The 19,805-nt window shown below is 70.9% G+C and carries 19 protein-coding genes; 3 read left to right on the forward strand and 16 right to left on the reverse strand.

Annotated elements, in window-relative coordinates; all coding sequences use genetic code 11:
* Positions 1-79 precede the first annotated feature (79 nt).
* Positions 80-2,119 carry a M3 family metallopeptidase gene (locus AC1D29_RS20250; protein WP_477900750.1) on the forward strand — a complete coding sequence of 680 codons (2,040 nt, stop codon included), beginning with the start codon at positions 80-82 and terminating at the stop codon, positions 2,117-2,119.
* Between the two features lie 22 nt (positions 2,120-2,141).
* Here AC1D29_RS20250 and bamE read toward each other — a convergent pair whose 3' ends face one another.
* The 4 genes from bamE to AC1D29_RS20270 form a co-directional block, all read right to left on the reverse strand.
* On the reverse strand, positions 2,142-2,468 hold the full coding sequence (gene bamE, locus AC1D29_RS20255) for an outer membrane protein assembly factor BamE domain-containing protein (RefSeq protein WP_477900752.1): 327 nt from the start codon (positions 2,466-2,468) through the stop codon (positions 2,142-2,144).
* A gap of 168 nt (positions 2,469-2,636) precedes the next feature.
* Positions 2,637-3,005, reverse strand: coding sequence for a hypothetical protein (locus AC1D29_RS20260; protein WP_477900754.1), 369 nt, complete (start codon positions 3,003-3,005; stop codon positions 2,637-2,639).
* A 173-nt stretch (positions 3,006-3,178) separates the two neighbouring features.
* Entirely contained in the window at positions 3,179-3,709 is a 531-nt protein-coding gene (locus AC1D29_RS20265) for an outer membrane beta-barrel protein (RefSeq protein WP_477900756.1), read from the reverse strand.
* 142 nt (positions 3,710-3,851) lie between these two features.
* Positions 3,852-5,945, reverse strand: coding sequence for an ATP-binding protein (locus AC1D29_RS20270; RefSeq protein ID WP_477900758.1), 2,094 nt, complete (start codon positions 5,943-5,945; stop codon positions 3,852-3,854).
* A gap of 166 nt (positions 5,946-6,111) precedes the next feature.
* On the opposite strand from AC1D29_RS20270, the gene AC1D29_RS20275 reads away from it, so the two are divergent.
* The gene (locus tag AC1D29_RS20275; protein ID WP_477900760.1) at positions 6,112-6,438 is read left to right on the forward strand and encodes a hypothetical protein; all 327 of its coding nucleotides are present in this window, start codon (positions 6,112-6,114) and stop codon (positions 6,436-6,438) included.
* Positions 6,439-6,455: 17 nt separating this feature from the next.
* A complete protein-coding gene (locus AC1D29_RS20280) occupies positions 6,456-7,232 on the forward strand; it encodes a response regulator (protein ID WP_477900762.1) in 777 nt (258 codons plus the stop codon).
* Here AC1D29_RS20280 and AC1D29_RS20285 read toward each other — a convergent pair.
* The 12 genes from AC1D29_RS20285 to AC1D29_RS20340 all read right to left on the reverse strand — a co-directional run bounded on the left by AC1D29_RS20285 (position 7,229) and on the right by AC1D29_RS20340 (position 19,637).
* A complete protein-coding gene (locus tag AC1D29_RS20285; protein WP_477900764.1) occupies positions 7,229-7,597 on the reverse strand; it encodes a YbaN family protein in 369 nt (122 codons plus the stop codon). The two genes, AC1D29_RS20280 and AC1D29_RS20285, sit on opposite strands and share 4 nt — an antisense overlap.
* An 8-nt stretch (positions 7,598-7,605) precedes the next feature.
* On the reverse strand, positions 7,606-8,376 hold the full coding sequence (locus AC1D29_RS20290) for an ABC transporter ATP-binding protein (protein ID WP_477900766.1): 771 nt from the start codon (positions 8,374-8,376) through the stop codon (positions 7,606-7,608).
* Between the two features lie 4 nt (positions 8,377-8,380).
* A complete protein-coding gene (locus tag AC1D29_RS20295) occupies positions 8,381-9,496 on the reverse strand; it encodes a succinylglutamate desuccinylase/aspartoacylase family protein (protein WP_477900768.1) in 1,116 nt (371 codons plus the stop codon).
* 81 nt (positions 9,497-9,577) lie between these two features.
* Positions 9,578-10,264, reverse strand: a complete 687-nt coding sequence (locus AC1D29_RS20300) for an ABC transporter permease (protein WP_477900770.1) — start codon at positions 10,262-10,264, stop codon at positions 9,578-9,580.
* Positions 10,261-10,953, reverse strand: a complete 693-nt coding sequence (locus AC1D29_RS20305) for an ABC transporter permease (RefSeq protein ID WP_477900772.1) — start codon at positions 10,951-10,953, stop codon at positions 10,261-10,263. Before AC1D29_RS20305 ends, AC1D29_RS20300 begins: the two co-directional genes overlap by 4 nt.
* A 5-nt stretch (positions 10,954-10,958) precedes the next feature.
* The gene (locus AC1D29_RS20310) at positions 10,959-11,714 is read right to left on the reverse strand and encodes a transporter substrate-binding domain-containing protein (protein WP_477900774.1); all 756 of its coding nucleotides are present in this window, start codon (positions 11,712-11,714) and stop codon (positions 10,959-10,961) included.
* 20 nt (positions 11,715-11,734) lie between these two features.
* The gene (locus AC1D29_RS20315) at positions 11,735-12,517 is read right to left on the reverse strand and encodes an ABC transporter substrate-binding protein (protein WP_477900776.1); all 783 of its coding nucleotides are present in this window, start codon (positions 12,515-12,517) and stop codon (positions 11,735-11,737) included.
* A 26-nt stretch (positions 12,518-12,543) separates the two neighbouring features.
* Positions 12,544-13,500, reverse strand: coding sequence for an alpha/beta fold hydrolase (locus tag AC1D29_RS20320; RefSeq protein ID WP_477900778.1), 957 nt, complete (start codon positions 13,498-13,500; stop codon positions 12,544-12,546).
* Positions 13,497-14,237, reverse strand: coding sequence for a sulfurtransferase (locus tag AC1D29_RS20325; RefSeq protein WP_477900780.1), 741 nt, complete (start codon positions 14,235-14,237; stop codon positions 13,497-13,499). The genes AC1D29_RS20320 and AC1D29_RS20325 overlap by 4 nt, the downstream gene beginning before the upstream one ends.
* Before the next feature lie 26 nt (positions 14,238-14,263).
* A complete protein-coding gene (locus AC1D29_RS20330; RefSeq protein WP_477900782.1) occupies positions 14,264-15,367 on the reverse strand; it encodes an HD domain-containing phosphohydrolase in 1,104 nt (367 codons plus the stop codon).
* Positions 15,364-17,373: an ATP-binding protein gene (locus AC1D29_RS20335; protein WP_477900784.1), complete on the reverse strand. Its 2,010-nt coding sequence runs from the start codon at positions 17,371-17,373 to the stop codon at positions 15,364-15,366. Before AC1D29_RS20335 ends, AC1D29_RS20330 begins: the two co-directional genes overlap by 4 nt.
* Positions 17,373-19,637, reverse strand: a complete 2,265-nt coding sequence (locus AC1D29_RS20340) for a hybrid sensor histidine kinase/response regulator (RefSeq protein ID WP_477900786.1) — start codon at positions 19,635-19,637, stop codon at positions 17,373-17,375. The genes AC1D29_RS20335 and AC1D29_RS20340 overlap by 1 nt, the downstream gene beginning before the upstream one ends.
* Positions 19,638-19,805: the final 168 nt, after the last annotated feature.

Genomic DNA, 19,805 nt, shown 5'->3' on the forward strand with positions numbered 1-19,805 from the left:
CCGCCAGCGGCCGCTGACGCCCCGACGGGCCGCCTCCGGCAAGGACGCGGCCCTTCTTCTTTTTTGCCAGGAACTCCGCATGAGCAACCCGCTGCTGCAGGACTGGGCCGGCCCGCACGGCCTGCCGCCCTTCGCCGACATCGCCCCGGCGCATTTCCAACCCGCCTTCGACGCAGCGCTCAGCCGCCACCGCGCCGAGATCGATGCCATCGCCACGCAGGCCGAGACTCCGAGCTTCGCCAACACCATTGCCGCTTTCGACGCCAGCGGTCGCCAGCTGACGAAGCTGGAGCACCTTTTCTACACGCTGGCCGCGTCGGCCACGTCGCCCGAGCTGCAGGCCCAGCAGCGCGCGCTGGCCGGGCCGCTGGCGGCACACAACAGCGCCGTCTACATGCATGCCGGTTTGTTCGCGCGTGTCGATGCGCTGTTCGAGCAGCGCGAGCGCCTGGGTTTGAGCGCCGAGCCCCTTCGCCTGCTGGAGCGCGTGCACCTGGACTTCCTGCGCGCCGGCGCCCGCCTAGCGCCCGAGGCCAAGGCCCGCTATGCCGCCGTCATGGCGCGCCTGGCCGAGCTGAACACGCGGTTCGCGCAGAACGTGCTGGCGGCCGAAAGCGGTTACCAGCTGCGCCTGACCACCGAAGCCGAGCTGGCCGGCCTGCCGGGCTTCGTGCGTGCCGCCGCGCGCCAGGCCGCATTGGACCGTGGCCTGGCGGAAGGCATCCACGTCATCACGCTGTCGCGCTCGCTGATCCTGCCCTTCCTCGCTTTCAGCGCCCGGCGCGACCTGCGTGAGCAGGCGTGGCGCGCCTGGGTCGGGCGCGGTGACGACACCGGTGATACCGACAACCGCGCCATCTGCCGCGAGATCCTCGAGCTGCGCGCCGAGCAGGCCCGCCTGCACGGCCATGCCTGCTACGCCGACTACGCGCTGGAGGACACGATGGCGCGCAGCCAGGGTGCCGTCATGACGCTGCTGGAGCGCGTCTGGCACCCCGCGCTGGCCGCTCAGGCGCGCGAGCGCGAGGCCGTGCAGGGCGCGATGGCTGCCGCCGGCGCCACGCACGCGCTGGAGCCCTGGGACTGGCGCTTCTACGCCGAGCAGGCCAAGCGCGCCCGCTTCGAGCTGGACGAGGCCGAGGTCAAGCCGTACTTCTCGCTGGACCGCATGGTCGCAGCGATGTTCGACTGCGCCAGCCGCCTGTTCGGCCTGCAGTTCAAGGCGCGGCCGGACATCGCCGGCTACCACGCCGACGTGCGGGCCTACGAGGTCTTCAACGCCGACGGCAGCTTGCGCGGCCTGTTCCTGCAGGACAACTTCGCCAGGCCCACCAAGCGCAGCGGCGCGTGGATGAACGCGCTGCGCAACCAGAGCCGCGCGCTGGGCAGCACGCCCGTCATCCTGAACAACAACAACTTCGCCCGTGGCGCCGCCGGCGAGCCGACGCTGCTCAGCTTCGATGACGTGCGCACGCTGTTCCACGAGTTCGGCCACGGCTTGCACGGCCTGCTGTCCAGCGTGGAGCACGAGCGCCTGGCCGGCACGCAGGTGCTGCGCGACTTCGTCGAGCTGCCGTCGCAGCTGTACGAACACTGGATGGCCGAGCCCCAGGTGTTGAAGCAGTTCGCCCGGCACTGGCAGACCGACGAGCCGCTGCCCGACGCGCTGCTGGCCAAGCTGCAGGCCGCCCGCCAGTTCGGCCAGGGCTACGAGACGCTGCGCTACACGGTCAGCGCGCTCGTCGACATGGCCGCGCATGCACTGCCCGCCGCGCCCGAGGACATCGTCGCCTTCGAGCGCGACACGCTGGCCAAGTGGCAACTGCCGCATGAGGTCGGCATGAACCACCGGCTGACCCACTTCCAGCACCTGTTCAGCAGCGCCGGCTACGCGGCGGGCTACTACGTCTACCTGTGGGCCGAGGTGCTGGACTGCGATGCCTTCGACGCCTTCGTCGAGGCCGGCAACGTGTTCGACGACGGCGTTGCCGCGCGGCTGCGCGACTGCATCTACTCGGTCGGCAACAGCCGCGAGCCGGGGGAGGCCTTCCGCGCCTTCCGCGGCCGCGACCCGGTGGTCGAGCCCATGTTGAAGGATCGCGGCCTGCTGCCGGCCTGACCCCACCAGAGGCGCCGCGCCTTCAACGGTGGCCGTGGCCGGAGTCTCCCGGCACTTCGGTGGCGGAAGCCACCTTGCCATCGCTGTCGAAGTCGATCTCGAACACCGTCGGTTCAATGCCGGCCACGCGGTAGGTGTAGACCGAGCCCGGCTGATTGCGGTAAGTGATGTCGGTCTGCGGCCGGCCCAGCTGTTGCCGCACGTCAGCCTGGCTCATGCCGACGCTGACCAGCGCTTCCTGGCGGGCGTCGACCGTGTACCCCGGTGCAGCCTGGGCGCCGGCCGCGCCGAGAAACAGGCCGATGGCCAACAGTGTGCTGGGCGTTGGGGAGAAGCGTTCGAGCGTCATGATGACTCCTTGGGGTCGTGACTTGACAGGCTCCGGGGCGGCTGCGGGAGCGCAGCGCCTCGCCTGTGCCGCCATCTTGAACAGGGTCCGGGACGGCCGGATTGCAGCCCGCGCCGGTCAAGAAGTCAGATGTCATCGAGGACCTGCCACGTCGGTGTGGCGCCGGTCCTACCCGGCGCTCAGGTCGACGAAAAGTTGGGACTCGCGCCCCGGCACCAAGCTGAGGTAGTAGCCGCGCCGTGCACTGCCTTGCCGCGCCGTGACCAGGTAGGGGCCGCCCGGCAGTACCAGGCGGTTGACGGCCGCACCGGGGTTGAGGTGGCTCACGCAGCGCCCCTGCCGGTCCTGCACGCGCAGTTCCAGCGTCGGCGCCTGGCCGGGCGCCGCAGCCGGAAGGCAGTGATCGCGCAGATGTCGCCACCAGGCCGCCACACCCGTGACGACTGGCAGGTCGGTGACATGAATCAGCAGCACGGCGTCGGCCTGCGTTGAGGCTTCGCTGGGGCCGAGCGGCCCTGCTGGCAGCGGCATGCTCACGAGACGCTCCCGTGACGCGGCTGCGCCGCCTCGCGTGGATCGTCCAGGTGTGTCGGCGGGCGGTCGCAGCCCTGAACGCCGCGCGCTGCCCGCCTGGGTTCAGCAATATGCATGGGGCCTCCGGTTGCCGAGCCGGCTCGGCGCGATGGATGGACGGGCGTGGGCGAGCCGGATCAGAAGCCCAGCCGCAGGCCGACGGTCATTTGGCCCACGCTGGGGCGCTCGTCGAAGGCGTTGGCGCGGTAGTGCTCGTATTCGGCGCGCAGCGTCATTTGCGAGTTGAGGGCGTACTCGGCGCCCAGGCCGAGCTTGAGCCCGGCGCCGCCGTCGCCACCGGTCGGAGAGGAGAAGTGGACATGGTCGGCGCCGACGCTGCCCAGCAGCGAGACCTCATGCCCCAGCGGCAGCCGGCCGACGAGGTCGATGAATTCGCCGTGGGCGCTGACACTGCCCGTGTCGCCCTTGAGGCGACCCAGTGTGGCCAGGCCCGCCTCCAGCGCGAAGTTGGGCGAGAGCTGGTAGCCGCCGTAGACCTTGCCGGCCACGCCATGGTCGTTGCCGCTGACGCCGTTGACGTCATGGCCGAAGTGCGGCGCGCCAAGGCTGGCGCCGACGTAGACGTCGTCGGCGTGCGCCGCTGAGGCCAGCAGGGCCAGGGAGGCCGTCGCTGCCGCGGCCAGGGACTTCAGGTTGAACATCGTCATGATTGGGCTCATTCAAACTCAACCGCATCACCGTGATGCGATGGCCCGACTGTGTGATGCGGCGTCGCAGGCCCTGTGACGCGACTGCGCGTGCCATGTTGCAGTTGCAATGAGACGGCGCTTCGCCGCTGCAGCCGCAGCGTCAAGGCAGCAGCTGCGCCAGCGCCTGGGCCAGTTCGGCCCGCTGCAGCGGCTTGGCCAGCAGCCGTGTCACGCCCGCCTGGGTCGCGCGCTGGGCCAGCAGCGCGCCGCCATAGCCGCTGACCAGCAGCACCGGCAGATCGGGCAGGTGGCGGCGCACTTCGGCCGTGAGCTGGGTGCCGCTCAGGCCCGGCATGACCTCGTCGGTGATGACGGCTGCATAGCTGTGCCCGCGTTCCAGCAGCGTTTCCAGCGCCGACGCCGGGTCGACGAAGCCGTTCGGCGTGTAGCCCAAGCCGGCCAGCATCTCCATGACCATGCCCACCAATTCAGGCTCGTCGTCGACCACCATCACCTGCTGCCCCTGGCCTGCGGCGACCACGCGCGGCGCGGCCGCCATGCCGCCCGGCGGGTCCAGGCATTCGGGCAGATAGAGCTTGAAGCGCGCACCCCGGCCCGGTGCGCTCTGCACGTCGATGGCGCCGCCCAGCTCCGCCACCACGCCATGCACCACCGCCAGCCCCAGCCCCGTGCCGGACTGGGCGCCGCGCGTCGTGAAGAAGGGCTCGAAGAGCCGCTCCATCACCTCGGCCGACATGCCCGTGCCCTGGTCGGCAACGCTCAGGCGCAGGTAGTCGCCCGGCGGCAGGCGGCTGTGCGACAGCACCTGGGGCGTCCGGGCCTGCCAGCGATCCAGGTGCACGCTCAGCTGGCCGCCGTCCGGCATGGCCTGCATGGCGTTCGTGCACAGGTTCATCAACGCCTCGAAGGCCTGCGTCGAGTCGCCGCGCAGCCTGGCGCCGGGCGCCGCCAGGGCCCGCTCCAGCACGATGCCGGGCCGCAGGGAACCCGACAGCAGCGTCAGCACCTCGTCGATGACGGGCTCCAGCGCGAACACGCTGGAACTGCGGGCGCCGCCCTTGCTGAACGACAGGATGCGCTCCACCAGCTGCCTGCCGCGCAGGGCCGCCTGCATGACTTTGTCGAGATGGCGCGCCTGGGTGCTGCCGGCCGGGGCCTCGTCCTGGGCCATCTCGGTGTAGCCGACGATGCCCGACAGCACATTGTTGAAATCATGTGCGACCCCGCCGGCCAGCGTGCCCAGCGCTTCCAGCTTGCTGGCCCGGGACTGTTGGGCGGCCATGCTGTGCCGGGCCATCTGGCGGTGGCGCTCGGCGCGCAGCACATGGTGGACGGCCACCATCGCGATCAGCAGCAGCAGCGCGAGGATGGCGACCGTCAGCTGCACGACGCCGCGCCAGCCGGCCAGCACCTGGCCCAGGTCGCGCGACACCAGCAGCACCAGCCCGTAGCGGCTCACCGTGTGCTGCGCGACCAGGTGGTGGCTGCCGTCCTGGAAGCGGCGCTGCTCGAGTGCCGCATGCCGGGCCAGCGTTTGCGCGGTCAGGGCCTCGTCGCCATGAGGCAGCGGCGCATTGACGCTCGCGAGCAGGGCGCCATCGCGACGGAACACATACATGCGGGCGTCCGGCGCCGGCAGCGCTGCGGGGAAGGCGCCCAGGAGGCCCTGCGCCGGCACGGTGCCGACGATCCAGCCGGCGGCGCGGTCCTGTGCATCCACGCCGTGCGTCGCCAGGGCCACCAACGGGGCAGCGCCGCCCGGCAGGGTGAACGGCCGGCTGACGGCGATGGCGCCCGGGCTCAGGCTGCGCAACGTGGGCAGGAAGCCGTCCAGCCCGGGGAGCGCCTGCCCGTCGGACTGCGCCGTTGGCTGCCCCTGCTCGTCCAGCAGCCAGAGGTCCTGCACCATGGGCATGAGGTCGGCACGCGAGCGCAGCTCCCGGGCTGCCAGCGGGCCGCTGCGGCCCAGGCGCGCCTCGCGCAACTCATTCCGCAGAGCGTGCAAGCCTTCCTCGGCGCCCCGCAGGCCGCGGTCCAGCTCGTCGGTGAGGGCCTGGGAGAGCACGCTCAGCTCGCGCTGCTGGGCGTTCAATGCCTCGCTGCGCAGATGCCACAGCACCGCCGCGGCCGCGCCGGCCAGAACCAGCCAGCCCGCGAAGGCCAGGGCCCACGGAGCCCAGGACGAGGGTGGTGGCGCCGGCTTGTCGACGGGCGTGGCAAGGACGTGGCGCATGCACGCAGTCTGGCCGCGGTCATCGCCTCAGGGCAAGGTGGCCTGGATGACATCTGCAACACAGCGGTCCCGGTGTTGCCATCAAGCGCACCAACACGCCCCGCACAGTCCCGCTCAAGGCCCCGGCTCATGGGGAGCCGCCGGCCTGTGCACGCTGGAGTCTGACGTGAAACACCGCATTGCCCGGTACCTCTTGCCTTCCCTGCTGAACAGCCTCGCCCTGGCGTTGGCGCCCGCGGGCGCCCAGGGCATCAGCCCCACGCAGGAGTCCATGATCCGGCCGGGCATGAGCCAGGCGCGCGTGCAGGCCCTGCTTGGCCTGCCCTCGCACGCGTTCCATTTCGTCAAGGAAGGTGTGACCACCCTGACCTACGAACTGCCCGAGCAGGCCGCCGCCAGCGGCCAGGTGTTCGACATCGACATCGACGCCCGCGGGCGTGTCGTGCACGCGACCGAACTGGTCGAGGTGGCCGGCCGCCGCAGCGCGCGTTGAGGCCCGCCGGAGACGCGGTGCTGCACGCTACAGTGGCCGCGTCCCCCAGCCCGTCACCGCCGATGTCCGTCGCCACCGCCCCTCACGTCCTCATCATCGACGACGACCCCCTGATCCGGGACATGGTGGCCGAGTACCTGCGCAGCAACGACATGCGCGCCAGCACCGGGGCGACGGGCGCAGAGATGTTCGAAGCCTTCGAACGCGAGGCGATCGATCTCGTGCTGCTGGACCTGAAGCTGCTCGGTGAGGACGGCATGCAGCTCGCGCGCACCCTGCGCGAGCGGGCCGCCGTGCCGATCGTGCTGCTGACCGGGCGCTCCGAGGAAGCCGACCGCGTGATGGGCTTGGAGCTGGGCGCGGACGACTACATCACCAAGCCTTTCAGTCCGCGCGAGATGCTGGCGCGCCTGCGTGCCGTGCTGCGCCGCTACCAGGTGCAGGCCACGCTGCCGCAGCGCGACGGCACGCGGCGCGCCTTCCGGTTCGCGGGTTGGGAGCTCAATCTGCGCACCCGCCGGCTGTTGTCACCCCTGGGCGGGCTGGTGGAGTTGTCCAACGGCGAGTTCAGCCTGCTCAGCGCGCTATGTCGCGCGCCGCAGCGGGTGCTGTCGCGGGACCAGCTGCTGTCCATGTCGCGGCTGCACGAGGCCGAGGTCTACGACCGCACGATGGACGTCCAGGTGCGGCGGCTGCGCCTGAAGATCGAAACCGACCCTTCCCAACCCAGGCTGGTGGTGACCGAGCGCGGCGAGGGCTACCGGCTGGCTTGCGACGTCGAGACGCTGTTCTAGGCCTCAGGCCGGCGCCAAAGCCAGATCGCCACGGCGGCCATCACGGCCGGCACGGCGATCTTGATGGCCAGCGGCAGGGGCGAGACCGCCAGCATGATGGCGCTGCCTGTCATCATCGCTGTGGCCAGCCATTTGGCGCGCCGCGGCACCGCGCCGCGCTCACGCCAGCGACGAATGCCGGGGCCGAAGTGGGCGTGGTTGAGCAGCCAGGTTTCCAGCGCAGGCCATCCCTTGCCCGCGGCCCACGCCGCCAACAGCAGGAAGGGCACCGTGGGCAGCACGGGCAGTACCACGCCGGCCACGGCCAGCACCAGGCTCAACAACGCTAGTGCTCGCCACAGCAGCCGAGCCAGCGTGCGGTGCATGCCGCGGCCTACTTCAACCCGCCGCTGAGGAACTGCTGCAGCCGCTCGCACTGCGGCCTCAGCAGCATCTCCTTGGGATCGCCTTCTTCCTCGACCTTGCCCTGGTGCAGGAACAGGCAGTGGTTGGAGACCTCGCGCGCAAAACCCATCTCGTGCGTCACGACGATCATCGTGCGGCCTTCCGCCGCCAGGTCGCGCATGACCTTGAGCACTTCGCCCACCAGTTCAGGGTCCAGCGCCGACGTGGGCTCGTCGAACAGCATGACCTCGGGGTCCACGGCCAGCGCACGGGCGATGGCGACGCGCTGCTGCTCGCCGCCCGATAGCTGCGCCGGGTAGACGCCCGCGCGGTGCGACACGCCCACGCGCGCGAGCAGCGCCTGCGCGCGGTCGATGGCCTCGGCCTTGGGCTTGCCCAGCACGTGGATGGGCGCCTCGATGACGTTCTCCAGCACGGTCATGTGGGCCCAGAGGTTGAAGTTCTGGAACACCATGGCCAGCTTGGCGCGCCACAGCTGCAGCTGCTTGGCGTCGGCCGCCTTCAGGCTGCCGTCGCGGTCGCGCACCAGCTTCAGCGCCTCGCCGCACAGGCTCAGCTCGCCCTCGTGCGGCTGCTCCAGCAGGTTGAGGCAGCGCAGCAGCGTGCTCTTGCCCGAGCCGCTGGAGCCGATCAGCGTGACGACGTCGCCGGACTTGGCGGAGAACGAGATGCCTTTGAGCACCTCGCGCTCGCCAAAGCGTTTGTGGATGTTGGTGGCTTGAAGCTGGATGTCACTCATCTCGTCATGCTCCGAGGAGCTTGCCGGTGCGCAGTGCGTCGCGGCCGGCCACCTTGGCGATGCGCATGCCGGCGCTCGCGAAGCGCACGAAGTCGCGCGCGAAGAACAGGCCGGCGACAGGGCTCTTCAGCTCCGTGACCTCGGCCGTGACAGGGTCGATGACCTGGGCCAGCACGTCGCCGGCCTGCACCTCGGCGCCCACCTCCTTCAGGAAGGTCAGCACGCCGGCCGTGGGTGACTTGATCGGCATGCTGCCGGCCAGCGGGCGGGCGTCGCCGATGGCGTCCGGCAGCGTGGGCTTGTTGCCGGCGATGAGGCCGCGCCAGCGCAGGAAGTCGACGATGTTCTGCGCATCCGCTGCGGCCAGCTCGTGCGTCACGTCGACGGCGCCACGCAACTCCACGGTGACGGACAGGCAGGCCTGCGGGATGGGGAACTTGCCGCCGAAATGCCGGTCCCATTTCCACCAGACCTGCGAGCAGGCCTCGTCGAATGGGTTGTCGCCCGAGTCCTGGGCCAGCAGCGTCACGCGCGAGCGCAGGAAGCGCGCCAGCGGCTCGCAGTCGGGCCAGCAGGGCGTCTCGGTGTAGAGGTGCATCAGCGCCTGCGCGTCGCAGTGCAGGTCCAGCACGATGTCGGCGTCGCAGGACAGGCCCAGCAGCGTGCGGCGCTGCGACTGCAGCTCGGTCTCGACCGGCGACGACAGCACGGCCGACCTCAACGCGCGGCGCAGCGTGGCGACGTTGGCGACGGCGTCCGGCCCCAGGTCGGACGCGACGGCCTCGGCCACGTTGGCGATTTGGTCCGGGTAGTGGCGATTGAAGTTCTCGCCCGTGGTCAGCTCGAAACGGCCCTGGTGGCCGTGCATGACGAACTGGCTCAGGCCAATGGGGTTGGCCATGGGCACGAGGACGATCTCGCCCGTGATCTGGCCGGCGGCGTCCAGCTCGTTCAGCAGCCGGCGCAGATGGTGGGCGACCAGCATGCCGGGCAGCTCGTCGGCGTGCAGCGAGGCCTGCACATAGGCCTTCTGACCACCGGTCTGGCCGTAGTGCAGCGAGACCAGCTCGCGCTGGGTGCCGGGGGCGGGGGAGAGCAGGGGGTGATGGATGACTTGCATGGTCAGCGGCGCCCGGCCGCCCGAAGGCGCTGAAGCGTCCCCTCGGGGGGCAGTGACTGGAAGGAACGTGGGGGCTTCATTTCAGCGGGACATCATGGGCTTCAGCCAGCGGTTCTCGGCCCAGCGGAACAGGCCGACCAGGCACAGTGTCAGCACGAAGTAGAAGGCGCCGGCGGTGATGAAGGCCTCGAAAGGCAGGTAGTACTTGGCGTAGACCTGCTGGGCCGCGCCGGTCACGTCCAGCAGCGTCACCGTGCTGGCCAGCGACGTGCCGTGCAGCATGAAGATGGCCTCGTTGCCGTAGGCCGGCAGCGCGCGGCGCAGCGCGGCGGGCAGCACGACACGGCGCAGCATCAGGCCGCGGCTCATGCCCAGCGCCTTGGCCGCCTCGATCTCACCGGCCGGCAGCGCGCGGATGCTGCCGGCAATGATCTCGGTCGTGTAGGCCGCCGTGTTCAAGGTGAACGTCAACCAGGCGCAGAAGGTGGCCGACGACAGCCAGGGCCAGGCCCAGCTCTCGCGCACGACATCGAACTGCGCGGCGCCGTAGTAGATGAGGAAGAGCTGCACCAGCATGGGCGTGCCACGGAACACGTAGGTGTAAAGCCAGACCAGCCGCGACGGCCAGCCCAGGAACACCGTGCGCACGACCGCCAATGGCACGGCCAGCAGCAGCCCGCCGGCCAGGGACAGCAGCAGCAGCTGCAGCGACGTCACCAGACCGGTGAGGTACAGCGGGAAGTTCTCGGCGACGGCGTCGAAGTTCATAGCCGGCCCGCCTTCGTGCCAATGGCCAGGCGCCGCTGCGCCCAGGCGAAGAACAGCTCGGAGGCGCTGGTGAACACCAGGTAGATCAGCGCCACGGCGAGAAAAAACGTGAAGGGCTCGCGCGTGGTGCCCGCGGCCTGCTTGCCGCGCGTCATCAGGTCGGACAGGCCGATGACGGACACGATGGCCGTGCTCTTGATCAGCACCAGCCAGTTGTTGGACAAGCCCGGCAGCGCGTGGCGCAGCATCTGCGGCAGCGTGATGCGCCACAGCACCTGCAGCGGGCTCATGCCGAAGGCCAGGCCGGCCTCGCGCTGGCCCGGGGGCACGGCCAGGAAGGCGCCGCGGAAGGCCTCGGTCAGGTAGGCGCCGAAGATGAAGCCGATGGTCAGCACGCCGGCAAAGAAGGGGTCGACGTCGATGTAGTCGTCATGCCCCAGCATGGGCGCCAGCGCATTGACGCCCAGCTGGCCGCCGTAGAAGACCAGCAGCATCAGCACGAGGTCGGGCACGCCGCGGATCAGCGTCGTGTAGGTGCCGGCCACGGTCCGCGCGGCCCGCGAGCGCGACAGCTTGGCAAGTGCGCCGGCCAAGCCGAGCAGGGCTGCGACGGTGAGTGAGGACAGGGCCACCGCCAGCGTGACGGCGGCGCCTTCGAGGAGGCTGGGAAGGAATCCGTGCAACAACATGGGGTTCAGCGCGGTGGGCTGACGAGGTCGAAGCTGAAGTAGCGATCGTTCAGGGTCTTGAGCGCGCCGGTGCTGCGCAGTTCGGCCAGCGCCGCATCGACCTGCCGCAGCAGGTCGGCGTCGGCCTTGCGCATGCCCACGCCTATGCCCTTGCCGAAGTACTGGACCTCGCGGAAATCGGGCCCGACGAAGCCAAAGCCGCGGCCTTCGTTCTTGTTCAGGAAGCCGGACTGTGCGACGACGGCATCGGCCAGCATTGCGTCCAGGCGGCCCGACTTCAAGTCCAGGAAGACTTGGTCCTGCGTGCCGTAACGGGCGATCTGGCTGCCCTTGAACACCTCGTTCAAGAAGCGCTCATGCACGGTGCCACGCTCCACGCCGATGCGTTTGCCGCGCATGCCCGCGGGGCTCACGGTCAGCTTGGCGTCGCTGGCGGCCACCATGCGTGCCGGCGAGTAGTAGTACGGCGTCGAGAACGCGATGACGTGCTCGCGCTCGGTCGTGATCGACATGGAGGCCATGATGGCGTCGATCTTGCGCGACTGCAGCGCCGGGATCAGGCCGTCGAAGTCCAGGATCGTGGGCACGCATTGCATGCTCAGCCGCGCACACAGCGCCTTGGCAAGGTCGATCTCGAAGCCCTTCAGCTGGCCATCGGTACCGACTTCACTGAAGGGCGCGTAGCCGACCGCGAAACCGATGCGCAGGCGCTGGGGCGGCGTCTGGGCCCCGGCCGTGCCGGCCAGGGCAAGCGTCGCCACCAGAGCGGAGCGTCGTCGCATCACTTGGTGCGCGGCGCGATGTCGTAGTCGAAGTACTTGTCGGCGAGTTTCTTGAACGTGCCGTTGGCCTGCACCGCGTCGATGGCGGCGTTGAATTTCTTGCCCAGCGTGGCCTCGTCGGCCTTGCGCATGCCCACGCCGGTGCCGACGCCGAACACCTTGTCGTCCATGATCGGACCGCCGGCGAACGCGAAGTCCTTGCCCTCGGGCTTCTTCAGGAAGCCGAAGTCGCCAGCGGGCGAGTCCATCAGCGTGGCGTCGATGCGGCCGCTCTTCAGGTCCAGGAAGACCTGGTCCTGGCTGCCGTAGCGCACGATCTCGCTTTGCTTGAAGGTGGCGGCGGCATAGGTCTCGTGGGTCGTGCCGCGCTGCACGCCGATCTTCTTGCCCTTCAGGCCGGCGGCCGTGGCCTCCAGCTTCACGCCGGTCTTGGCGATGAGGCGGGCCGGCGTGTTGTAGTAGGGCTTGGAGAAGGCGACGACCTTCTGGCGCTCCTCGGTGATGGAGACGCTGGCGAAGATGGCGTCCACCTTGCGCGACTGCAGCGCAGGGATGAGGCCGTCGAAGTCTTGCTGCACCAGCGTGCACTGGGCCTTCATCTCCGCGCAGTAGGCCTGCACCAGCTCGATCTCGAAGCCCTTCAACTTGCCGTCCGGGCCGATCTCGGAGAAGGGCGGGTAGGCGCCTTCGACGCCGATGCGCAGCTTCTTCCATTCGGGCGCCTGGGCATGGGCGAGCGATGCGGTGGCCAGCGCCACGGCAAACAGGACGGTTTTCTTCATGTCGGACCTCATGGGTGGGACGGTATTCAGCGGGCGACGTTGGGTAGCCAGTCGCGCAAGGCCGCAAGGGTAGCAGCCGGGTCCTCCTCCTGAGGCACATGGCCCAGCTTCGGGAAAACCACCAGGCGGCTGCCCGGGATGGCCTGGTTGAAGGCTTCGCCCCAGCGCAGCGGGATCAGCCGGTCGCGGCCGCCCCACAGGATGAGCGTGGGCACCTTGATCTCGGGCAGGCGCTCGACCGGCCCGGGCGCGAGCTGGTCCATGCGTCGCATCAGCGCGACGCGGTTGCCTTCGCGCAACGCCAGTTCGTAGTAACGGTCCACCAGCGCGGCGGTGACGCGGCTCGGGTCGCCGTACACGTCCAGCACGCTGTCCTCGATGGCACGGCGCGGCAGCACCCAGCGCATGGGTTCGCGCAGCACCGGGATGCGGGCGATGCGAAACCCCAGCGGCAGCGACTCGGGTTCGAATTTGTGACCGGCTGCATCCACCAGCACCAGGCCGGCGACGCGGGCCGGGTCGGCCAGCGCGAGCTGCCAGGCGATCTCGCCGCCCAGCGAGTTGCCGACGACGATGGCTCGCTCCACGCCCAGCCGTGCCAGCAGGCCGCGCACGAAGGCGACGTAGCGCGCGTCCGTGTAGTCGCCTTCGGCGTTGGGGCCCGTCAGGCCGAAGCCGGGCAGGTCGAAGCTGATGACGCGCCGCGCGGTGCTCAACCCGGCCACCCAGCCCTCCCAGGTGTGCAGGCTGGCGCTGGTGCCGTGAATGAGGACCAGCGGCAGCGGGTCGCCACTGGGGCCCTGGTCGCGGTAGTGCACTATCTGGCCGTCGACCTCGATGAAGTCCGACGGCGGCGGCGCCCAGCGCGGCACCAGGCTTTCCAGCGAGCGGTCCGGTGCCTTGCTGACCGCAAAGCCCAGCGCCGCCAGCATCAGCAGGATGCCGAGGGCCTTCAGCGCCCAATCACCCCATCGGCTGCTCACGGGGCGGGGCTCAGGTCGGGCGCCAGCGCTTCGCGCTCGTCGAACACGAAGCAGCTGCCGTGGTAGTGCTGGCCGCCGGTGTCCTCGAAATACTTCAGGATGCCGCCGTCCAGCTGCCAGGCCGTCAGGCCTTGCTCGGCCAGCACCATGGCGGCCTTCTCGCAGCGGATGCCACCGGTGCAGTAGCTCACGACCGTCTTGCCGGCCAGCTCGTCGCGATGCGCGGCCAGCGCTGCGGGGAAGTCGCTGAACTTGTGCAGCCGCCAGTCGATGGCGCCGTCAAAGGCGCCGTGGTCGACCTCGAAGCCGTTGCGCGTGTCCAGCATGACGACCGCGCGGCCGGTGTCGTCATGGCCCTGGTCCAGCCAGCGCGCCAGCGTGGCGGGCGCCAGCGCAGGCGCGCGCGGCGCCAGGTCCGGGCGGATGGTCGGGTGGTTCATGCGGATGATCTCCGGCTTGACCTTGACCTTGAGCCGCTGGAAGGGCTGGGTCTCGCTCCAGCTCTCCTTGGGCACCAGCGTCGCGAAGCGGCTGTCGGCGCGCAGCTCGTCCACCCAGGTGCGCACGGCATCGGCGGCACCGGCCAGGAAGAGGTTGATGCCTTCCTCGGCGATCAGCACGGTGCCTTTCAGCCCTAGCGCGTCGGCCCGGGCGTGCAGACGGTCGCGCAGCGCCGCCGTGTCGGGCAGCGAGACGAACAGGTAGCAGGAGATGTTGAGGATGGGGCCGGACTGCATAGAGACGGCGGATTATCGCGGCCGCCTCAGTCCGCCCAGCGCGAGGCGATGGAGCGCACCTCGTCCAGGCAGGCGTCCAGAGCGTCGACGATGTGCGGGTCGAAGTGGCTGCCGCTGCCGTCGCGGATGAAGGCCAGCGCCTCGTCGTGTGTCATTGCCTGCTTGTAGGGGCGGGCGCTGATGAGGGCGTCATAGACGTCGGCGACGGCCATCAGCCGCGCGGACAGCGGGATGTCGGGGCCCACCAGGCCGTCGGGGTAGCCGCTGCCGTCCCATTTCTCGTGGTGGTGGCGGGCGATCTGCTTGCCGAAGGTCAGCATCGGGCCGGCGTCGTCGCCCAGGCGGTCGATGGCGCGCTGCAGCAGGTCCGCGCCATGCTCGGCATGGGTCTTCATGATGTGCCACTCGTCGGCCGACAGCTTGCCCGGCTTGAGCAGGATGCCGTCGGGGATGGCGACCTTGCCGATGTCGTGCAGCGGCGCGGCCTTCGCAAGTTCGTCGATGAGGCCTTCCGTCAGCTCCGCCGGGCCGTCGGGCTGCGCCGCGACCCAGCGCGCCAGCGTGCGCACGTACTCCTGCGTGCGCTGGATGTGGTTGCCGGTGTCGGCGTCGCGGAATTCGGCCAGGCCCACCATGACGAAGAGCGTCGTGTCGCGCAGCCGCTCCACCTCGCGGCGGCGCGCGTCCAGCTCGCCGCTGAGCTGGGCGTTGTGGCGCAGCAGCAGGTCTTCGGCGAGCTTGAGCTGCAGGTGGGTGCGCACGCGTGCCCGCACGGTGGCCGGGTTGAAGGGCTTGTGGATGAAGTCCGCGCCGCCGACCTCGAAGCCGGCGCTCTCGTCCTCGGGGCGGGCCAGCGCCGTCAGGAAGATGACCGGCACGCGGCGCGTGGCCGGGTCGGCCTTCAGTCGGCGGCAGACTTCGTAGCCGTCCAGCACCGGCATCATCACGTCCAGCACGATGAGGTCCGGCGGCTGGCGGCGGCAGATCTCCAGCGCCTTGGCGCCGTTGACGGCCAGCTGCACGCGGTAGTCGGGCTTGAGCACCTGGGCCAGCAGCGTCAGGTTGGCGGGGGTGTCGTCGACGACCAGCACGGTGGGTTGCGAGGTGACAGCGGGCTCGGGCGGCGTCATGGCTTGTCCTCGGTCTCGCCGCGCAGCGCGGCCTGGGCCTCGTCGAAGTCGAAGCGTTGCATGGCGCCGGCGAGCGCCTTGGCCCGCCGCGCCGGCAGCATGTCGATGAAGGCGGACTCGTGCTGCTCCCACAGCGTCAGCGCATGGCTGTCGGCTTCGCCGAGCAAGGTGTCGAGTTCGCTGATCAGCGTGGCCAGGTCGGTGGCAGGCGCGCTGGGCTCGGCCGGTTCGGCCGGCAGCACCTCGCTGGGCAGCGGCCGGCGGGTGTCCAGCAGGCGGCGCAGCATGTGCGGCAGCAGCGGTTTGGCGCACAAGGCCTGGGCGCCCTGGCGCAGCGCGCGTTCGCGCAGCACCGGCGTGTCGAAGGCGCTCAGCAGCACGCTGCGCGACGCCGGCAGTGGGCCGGCCGCGCTCAGCTGGGCGAGCAGCTCGCCGCCTTCCATGTCGGGCAGCACCCAGTCGACGAGCAGCAGGTCGTGGGAGCGGCCGGCCAGCTGGGTCAGCGCCTGGCCGCCGTGGCCCCATACGTCGATGCGGGCCGTCGGCGCCAGCGCGTTCAGCAAGGCCAGCAGCGCCTCGTGGCCGGCACTGTGCGGGGCCTGCACGACGGCGATGCTGCGGGCGGGCGATGCCGGCAGCAATGGCAGCTCGGCGCAGCCGGGCAGCGGCAGCACCAGCTCGAACTCGCTGCCGCGCCCCGGCGTGCTGCGGGCGGTCAGCGTGCCGCCCATGCGCTGGGCGAGTGCGCGGCAGATGGCCAGGCCCAGGCCCGTGCCGCCGAAGCGCCGTGTCGCGCCGGCCTCGGCCTGCGTGAACGGCGTGAACAGCCGCGCCAGCTGCTCGGCGGACAGCCCCAGGCCGCTGTCGCGCACGCGCAGCCGCCAGGCGCCATCACCGTCCAGCGAGGCCGTGAGGCGCACCTGCCCCGCGGGCGTGAACTTGACGGCGTTGATCAGCAGTTCGGTGAGCAGCTGGGTCAGCCGCGGCGCGTCGCCACGGCGTGCGCCGGCACTGCCCAGCAGCTCGGGCGCGGCGATGTCGCACAGCAGCTCGAGCTGCTTGGCCTGGGCCACCGGCCGCACCGCGTCGAAGGCGCTGCCGAGCAGCTGCTCCAGGCGCAGCGGTTCACGGGCCAGCTGCAGGCGGCCGGCGTCGAGGTCGGCATAGTCGAGCAGGCCGTCGATGAGCTTGACCAGCGCCTCGCCGGCGCGCGCCACCTCGTGCAGCTGGCCACGCTGTTCAGCCAGCAGACGGCCGGCCAGCAGCAGGCGGGTGTGGCCCAGCACGGTGTTCATCGGCGTGCGGATCTCGTGGCCGATGTTGGCGAGGAAGTCGGACTTGGCGCGCGACGCCGCCTCGGCCGCGGCGCGCGAGCGCTCCAGCTCGGCCAGGCGAGCGTTGACCAGGTCGCCCGCCGTGACGGGGCCTGCGGCGGTCGGCGCCAGCTGGATCAGGCGCGCGAGCTGGCGCGACAGGGCCCACAGCGCGACGCAGAACATGGTCTGGCACAGCGCCAGGTTGGCCAGCAGCGGCCAAGCCCCGACCAGCCAGCCCGGCGGCTGGCCGGCGAAGCGCAGCAGCGTGGGCGGCGCCAGCATCACCGCCAGCAGGCCCAGCGAGATCTGCAGCGCCTGGGTGGCCCGCCAGGTCGTGAACAGCAGCAGGCAGCCACCCAGCGTCCATGGCGCGAAGCTGCCCAGCGTGTACAGGCTGGGGCCAGGGTCGGGCCGCAGCGTGAAGGCCAGCATGCCCAGGCTGAAGTACAGCGCCAGCAGCGTGACGCCCCAGCGCTGCCAGTGGCGCAGCCGGTGCGGGCGGCGCCAGACGAGCAGGCTCAGCACCGAGAAGGCGGCGACGATGCAGGGGTAGGCGACGCGGTCATTGGGGTCGATGACACCGAGCGCCGTCTCACTGGCCCAGACCAGCAGCGCCGACGTGACGATGAGGGCGAACAGCCAGCGCGTGCCAACCGGCCCGAGCATGACCAGGGTCGGCGAGCGCGGCATCAGGCGCTGTCCTTGAGGGCCTTCAGCGCGGCGGCGGCGGCGTCGAAGTCCAGCGCGGCGAGGGCTTGTTCGACGCGGTGCGTGGTTTCGGCGTCCAGGCCGCTGTGCGCGCCATGGGCCTGCCACCAGTCGAGCGCGCGGCTGTCACTCTGGCTCAACAGCCGGCGCAGCTCGTCGACGTCGCCAGGGGGCGCATGTGCGGCAGGGCCTTCGGCACGCGCCTGACCCAGCGTCTGGTGGATTTCGCCCAGCAGCACGGCGAGCGCCGTGTCGACGTGGCTCAGCTGGCTGCCCGCTGCGCCGGCATCCGCCGCGCTGGCGCTGCGTTCCAGCGCCAGCGCGGCGCGGTGCAGCGGCTGCGCGCCCAGCGTGGCGGCCAGGCCTTGCAAGGTGTGCGCGGCGCGGCGCAGCTCTATCCAGTCGCCACGCGCCAGCCAATCCGACCAGCCGGCGATGCCGACGGCGTACTGCTCGGCGAAGCCCCGCAGCGTGCGGTGGTACAGGCCGGCCTGGCCGTCGAACTGGCGCAGGCCGACGCCCAGGTCCAGCACCGCCGCGGGCGCCGGCGGGGGCGGCGGGCGGTAGCGCTGCAGCTCACGCACGAGCCTGGCCACGTCCAGCGGCTTGGCGATGTGGCCTTGCATGCCGGCGGCCAGGCACTCGGCGCGCTCCTCGGCCAGCGCGTGTGCGGTCATCGCCAGCACCGGCAAGGCCTCGAAGCCGGGCAGCTGGCGCAACCGCCGCGTCGCGCTGAGACCGTCGAGCACCGGCATCTGCAGGTCCATCAGCACGAGGTCGTAGGCGCCGGGGCCGCGGGCCTGCAGCTTGTCCAGCCCTTCCTGGCCGTTGCCCGCCACATCGACCTGGGCGCCGCGGCTGCCCAGCAGGCGCAGCGCGATCTCCTGGTTGATGGGATGGTCCTCGACCAGCAGCACGCGCAGGCCGGCGAGCGACTGGACGTCGGCGGCGGGCCGCTCGTCCGGTGGGTCGTCGAGCAGGCGGCGCAGTTCGCCGGGCAGCAAGGGCTTGGGGCACAGCGCCCGGGCACCGAAGGCGCGCGCCTGCGCCCGGTCGTCATCCAGCCCGGGCGGGCTCAGCACCGCCACGCGCAGGGCGGGGTGGTCGCGGCGCAGCTTGGCGAGCAGTTCGGCGCCGGTCGGGCCGGGGCCGGGCAGATGCCAGTCGAGCAGCAGCCAGTCGAACGCATGCCCCGCATGGCGCGCGTCGTCGAGCGCCACCAGCGTGCCGGGCACGTCGGCGCTGGTGGCCAGGCCCGCGCCCAGGCCGAGGTTGCGCAACAGCGCCTGTGTCGCCTCGCGGCTGTCGGCACGGGCCTTGGCGAGCAGCAGCCGGCGCGGCCTCAGCAGCGCGGGCGGCGTGGCGTCGGTGTCCAGCGGCAGCGTCAGACTGATCTCGAAGCTGCTGCCATGGCCGGGCTGGCTCTGCGCGTCCAGGCGGCCACCCATCAGCTCGACGAGGCGGCGCGCGATGGTCAGGCCCAGGCCCGTGCCGCCGTGACGCTGGGCGAACGAGGCGTCGCCCTGCGGGAAGTCGCCGAACAGGCCGGCGAGCTGCTCGGCGCTCATGCCGACGCCGCTGTCCTGCACCGTGATGGCCAGTGCCACACGGCCCGGCTCGTCCGCCGGCCGGCCCGCCAGGCGCAGCAGCACGCGACCTGAGGGCGTGAACTTGATCGCGTTGGACAGCAGGTTGGCCAGCACCTGCTGCAGGCGCAGCGCATCGCCGCGCAGCTGGCCCAGCGCGCCCAGCAGGCTGCCGTCCGCCCAGTCGCAGATCAGCGCCACGGCCGGGTTGTGGTGCACCGGCCGCACCTGCTCGACGGCCTGGGTGACGACGTCCTCCAGCCGCAGCGGCTGGCTCTCGATGCGCATCTGGGCGGACTCGATCTTGGCCACGTCGAGCACGTCGTTGATGAGATTGAGCAGCAGGCGCGACGCGGCGTCGGCCTTGGTCAGCAGGTCGCGCTGCTCGCGGCTGAGTTCGGTCTGCAGCGTCAGCTGGGTCATGCCCATGATGGCGTTCATGGGCGTGCGGATCTCGTGGCTGATCTGCGCGAGGAAGCGGTTCCTGACCTCGGTGGCGGCCTTGTGGGCCTGGGCGCCCTCGTCACCACGGTGCAGCGCGAGCAGGCACAGCGGCGGCAATGGCAGCAGCAGCAGCACGATCAGCAGTGCTGCGGCAATGCCGCCACCGGCGGCGCGCAGGGGCCAGAGCAGCCCGAGAAGCGCGAGCAGGGCCGCCATGGCAAACCAGAGAAGGGCGAGCGTGAGCGTGCGCAGAGGCATGGGCGGTCGCGAGATGCCGGCCGATTATGGGTGTCGAGCTGGCCTCCAATGTGCGACGGATTGCGCACCTACGCCCTGGGGAAAGCCCAGGGCATGCCCCTGGTTGGTGGGCGAAAGCTGCGGTTA

The organism is Roseateles sp. P1_C6 (genome assembly GCF_056406315.1).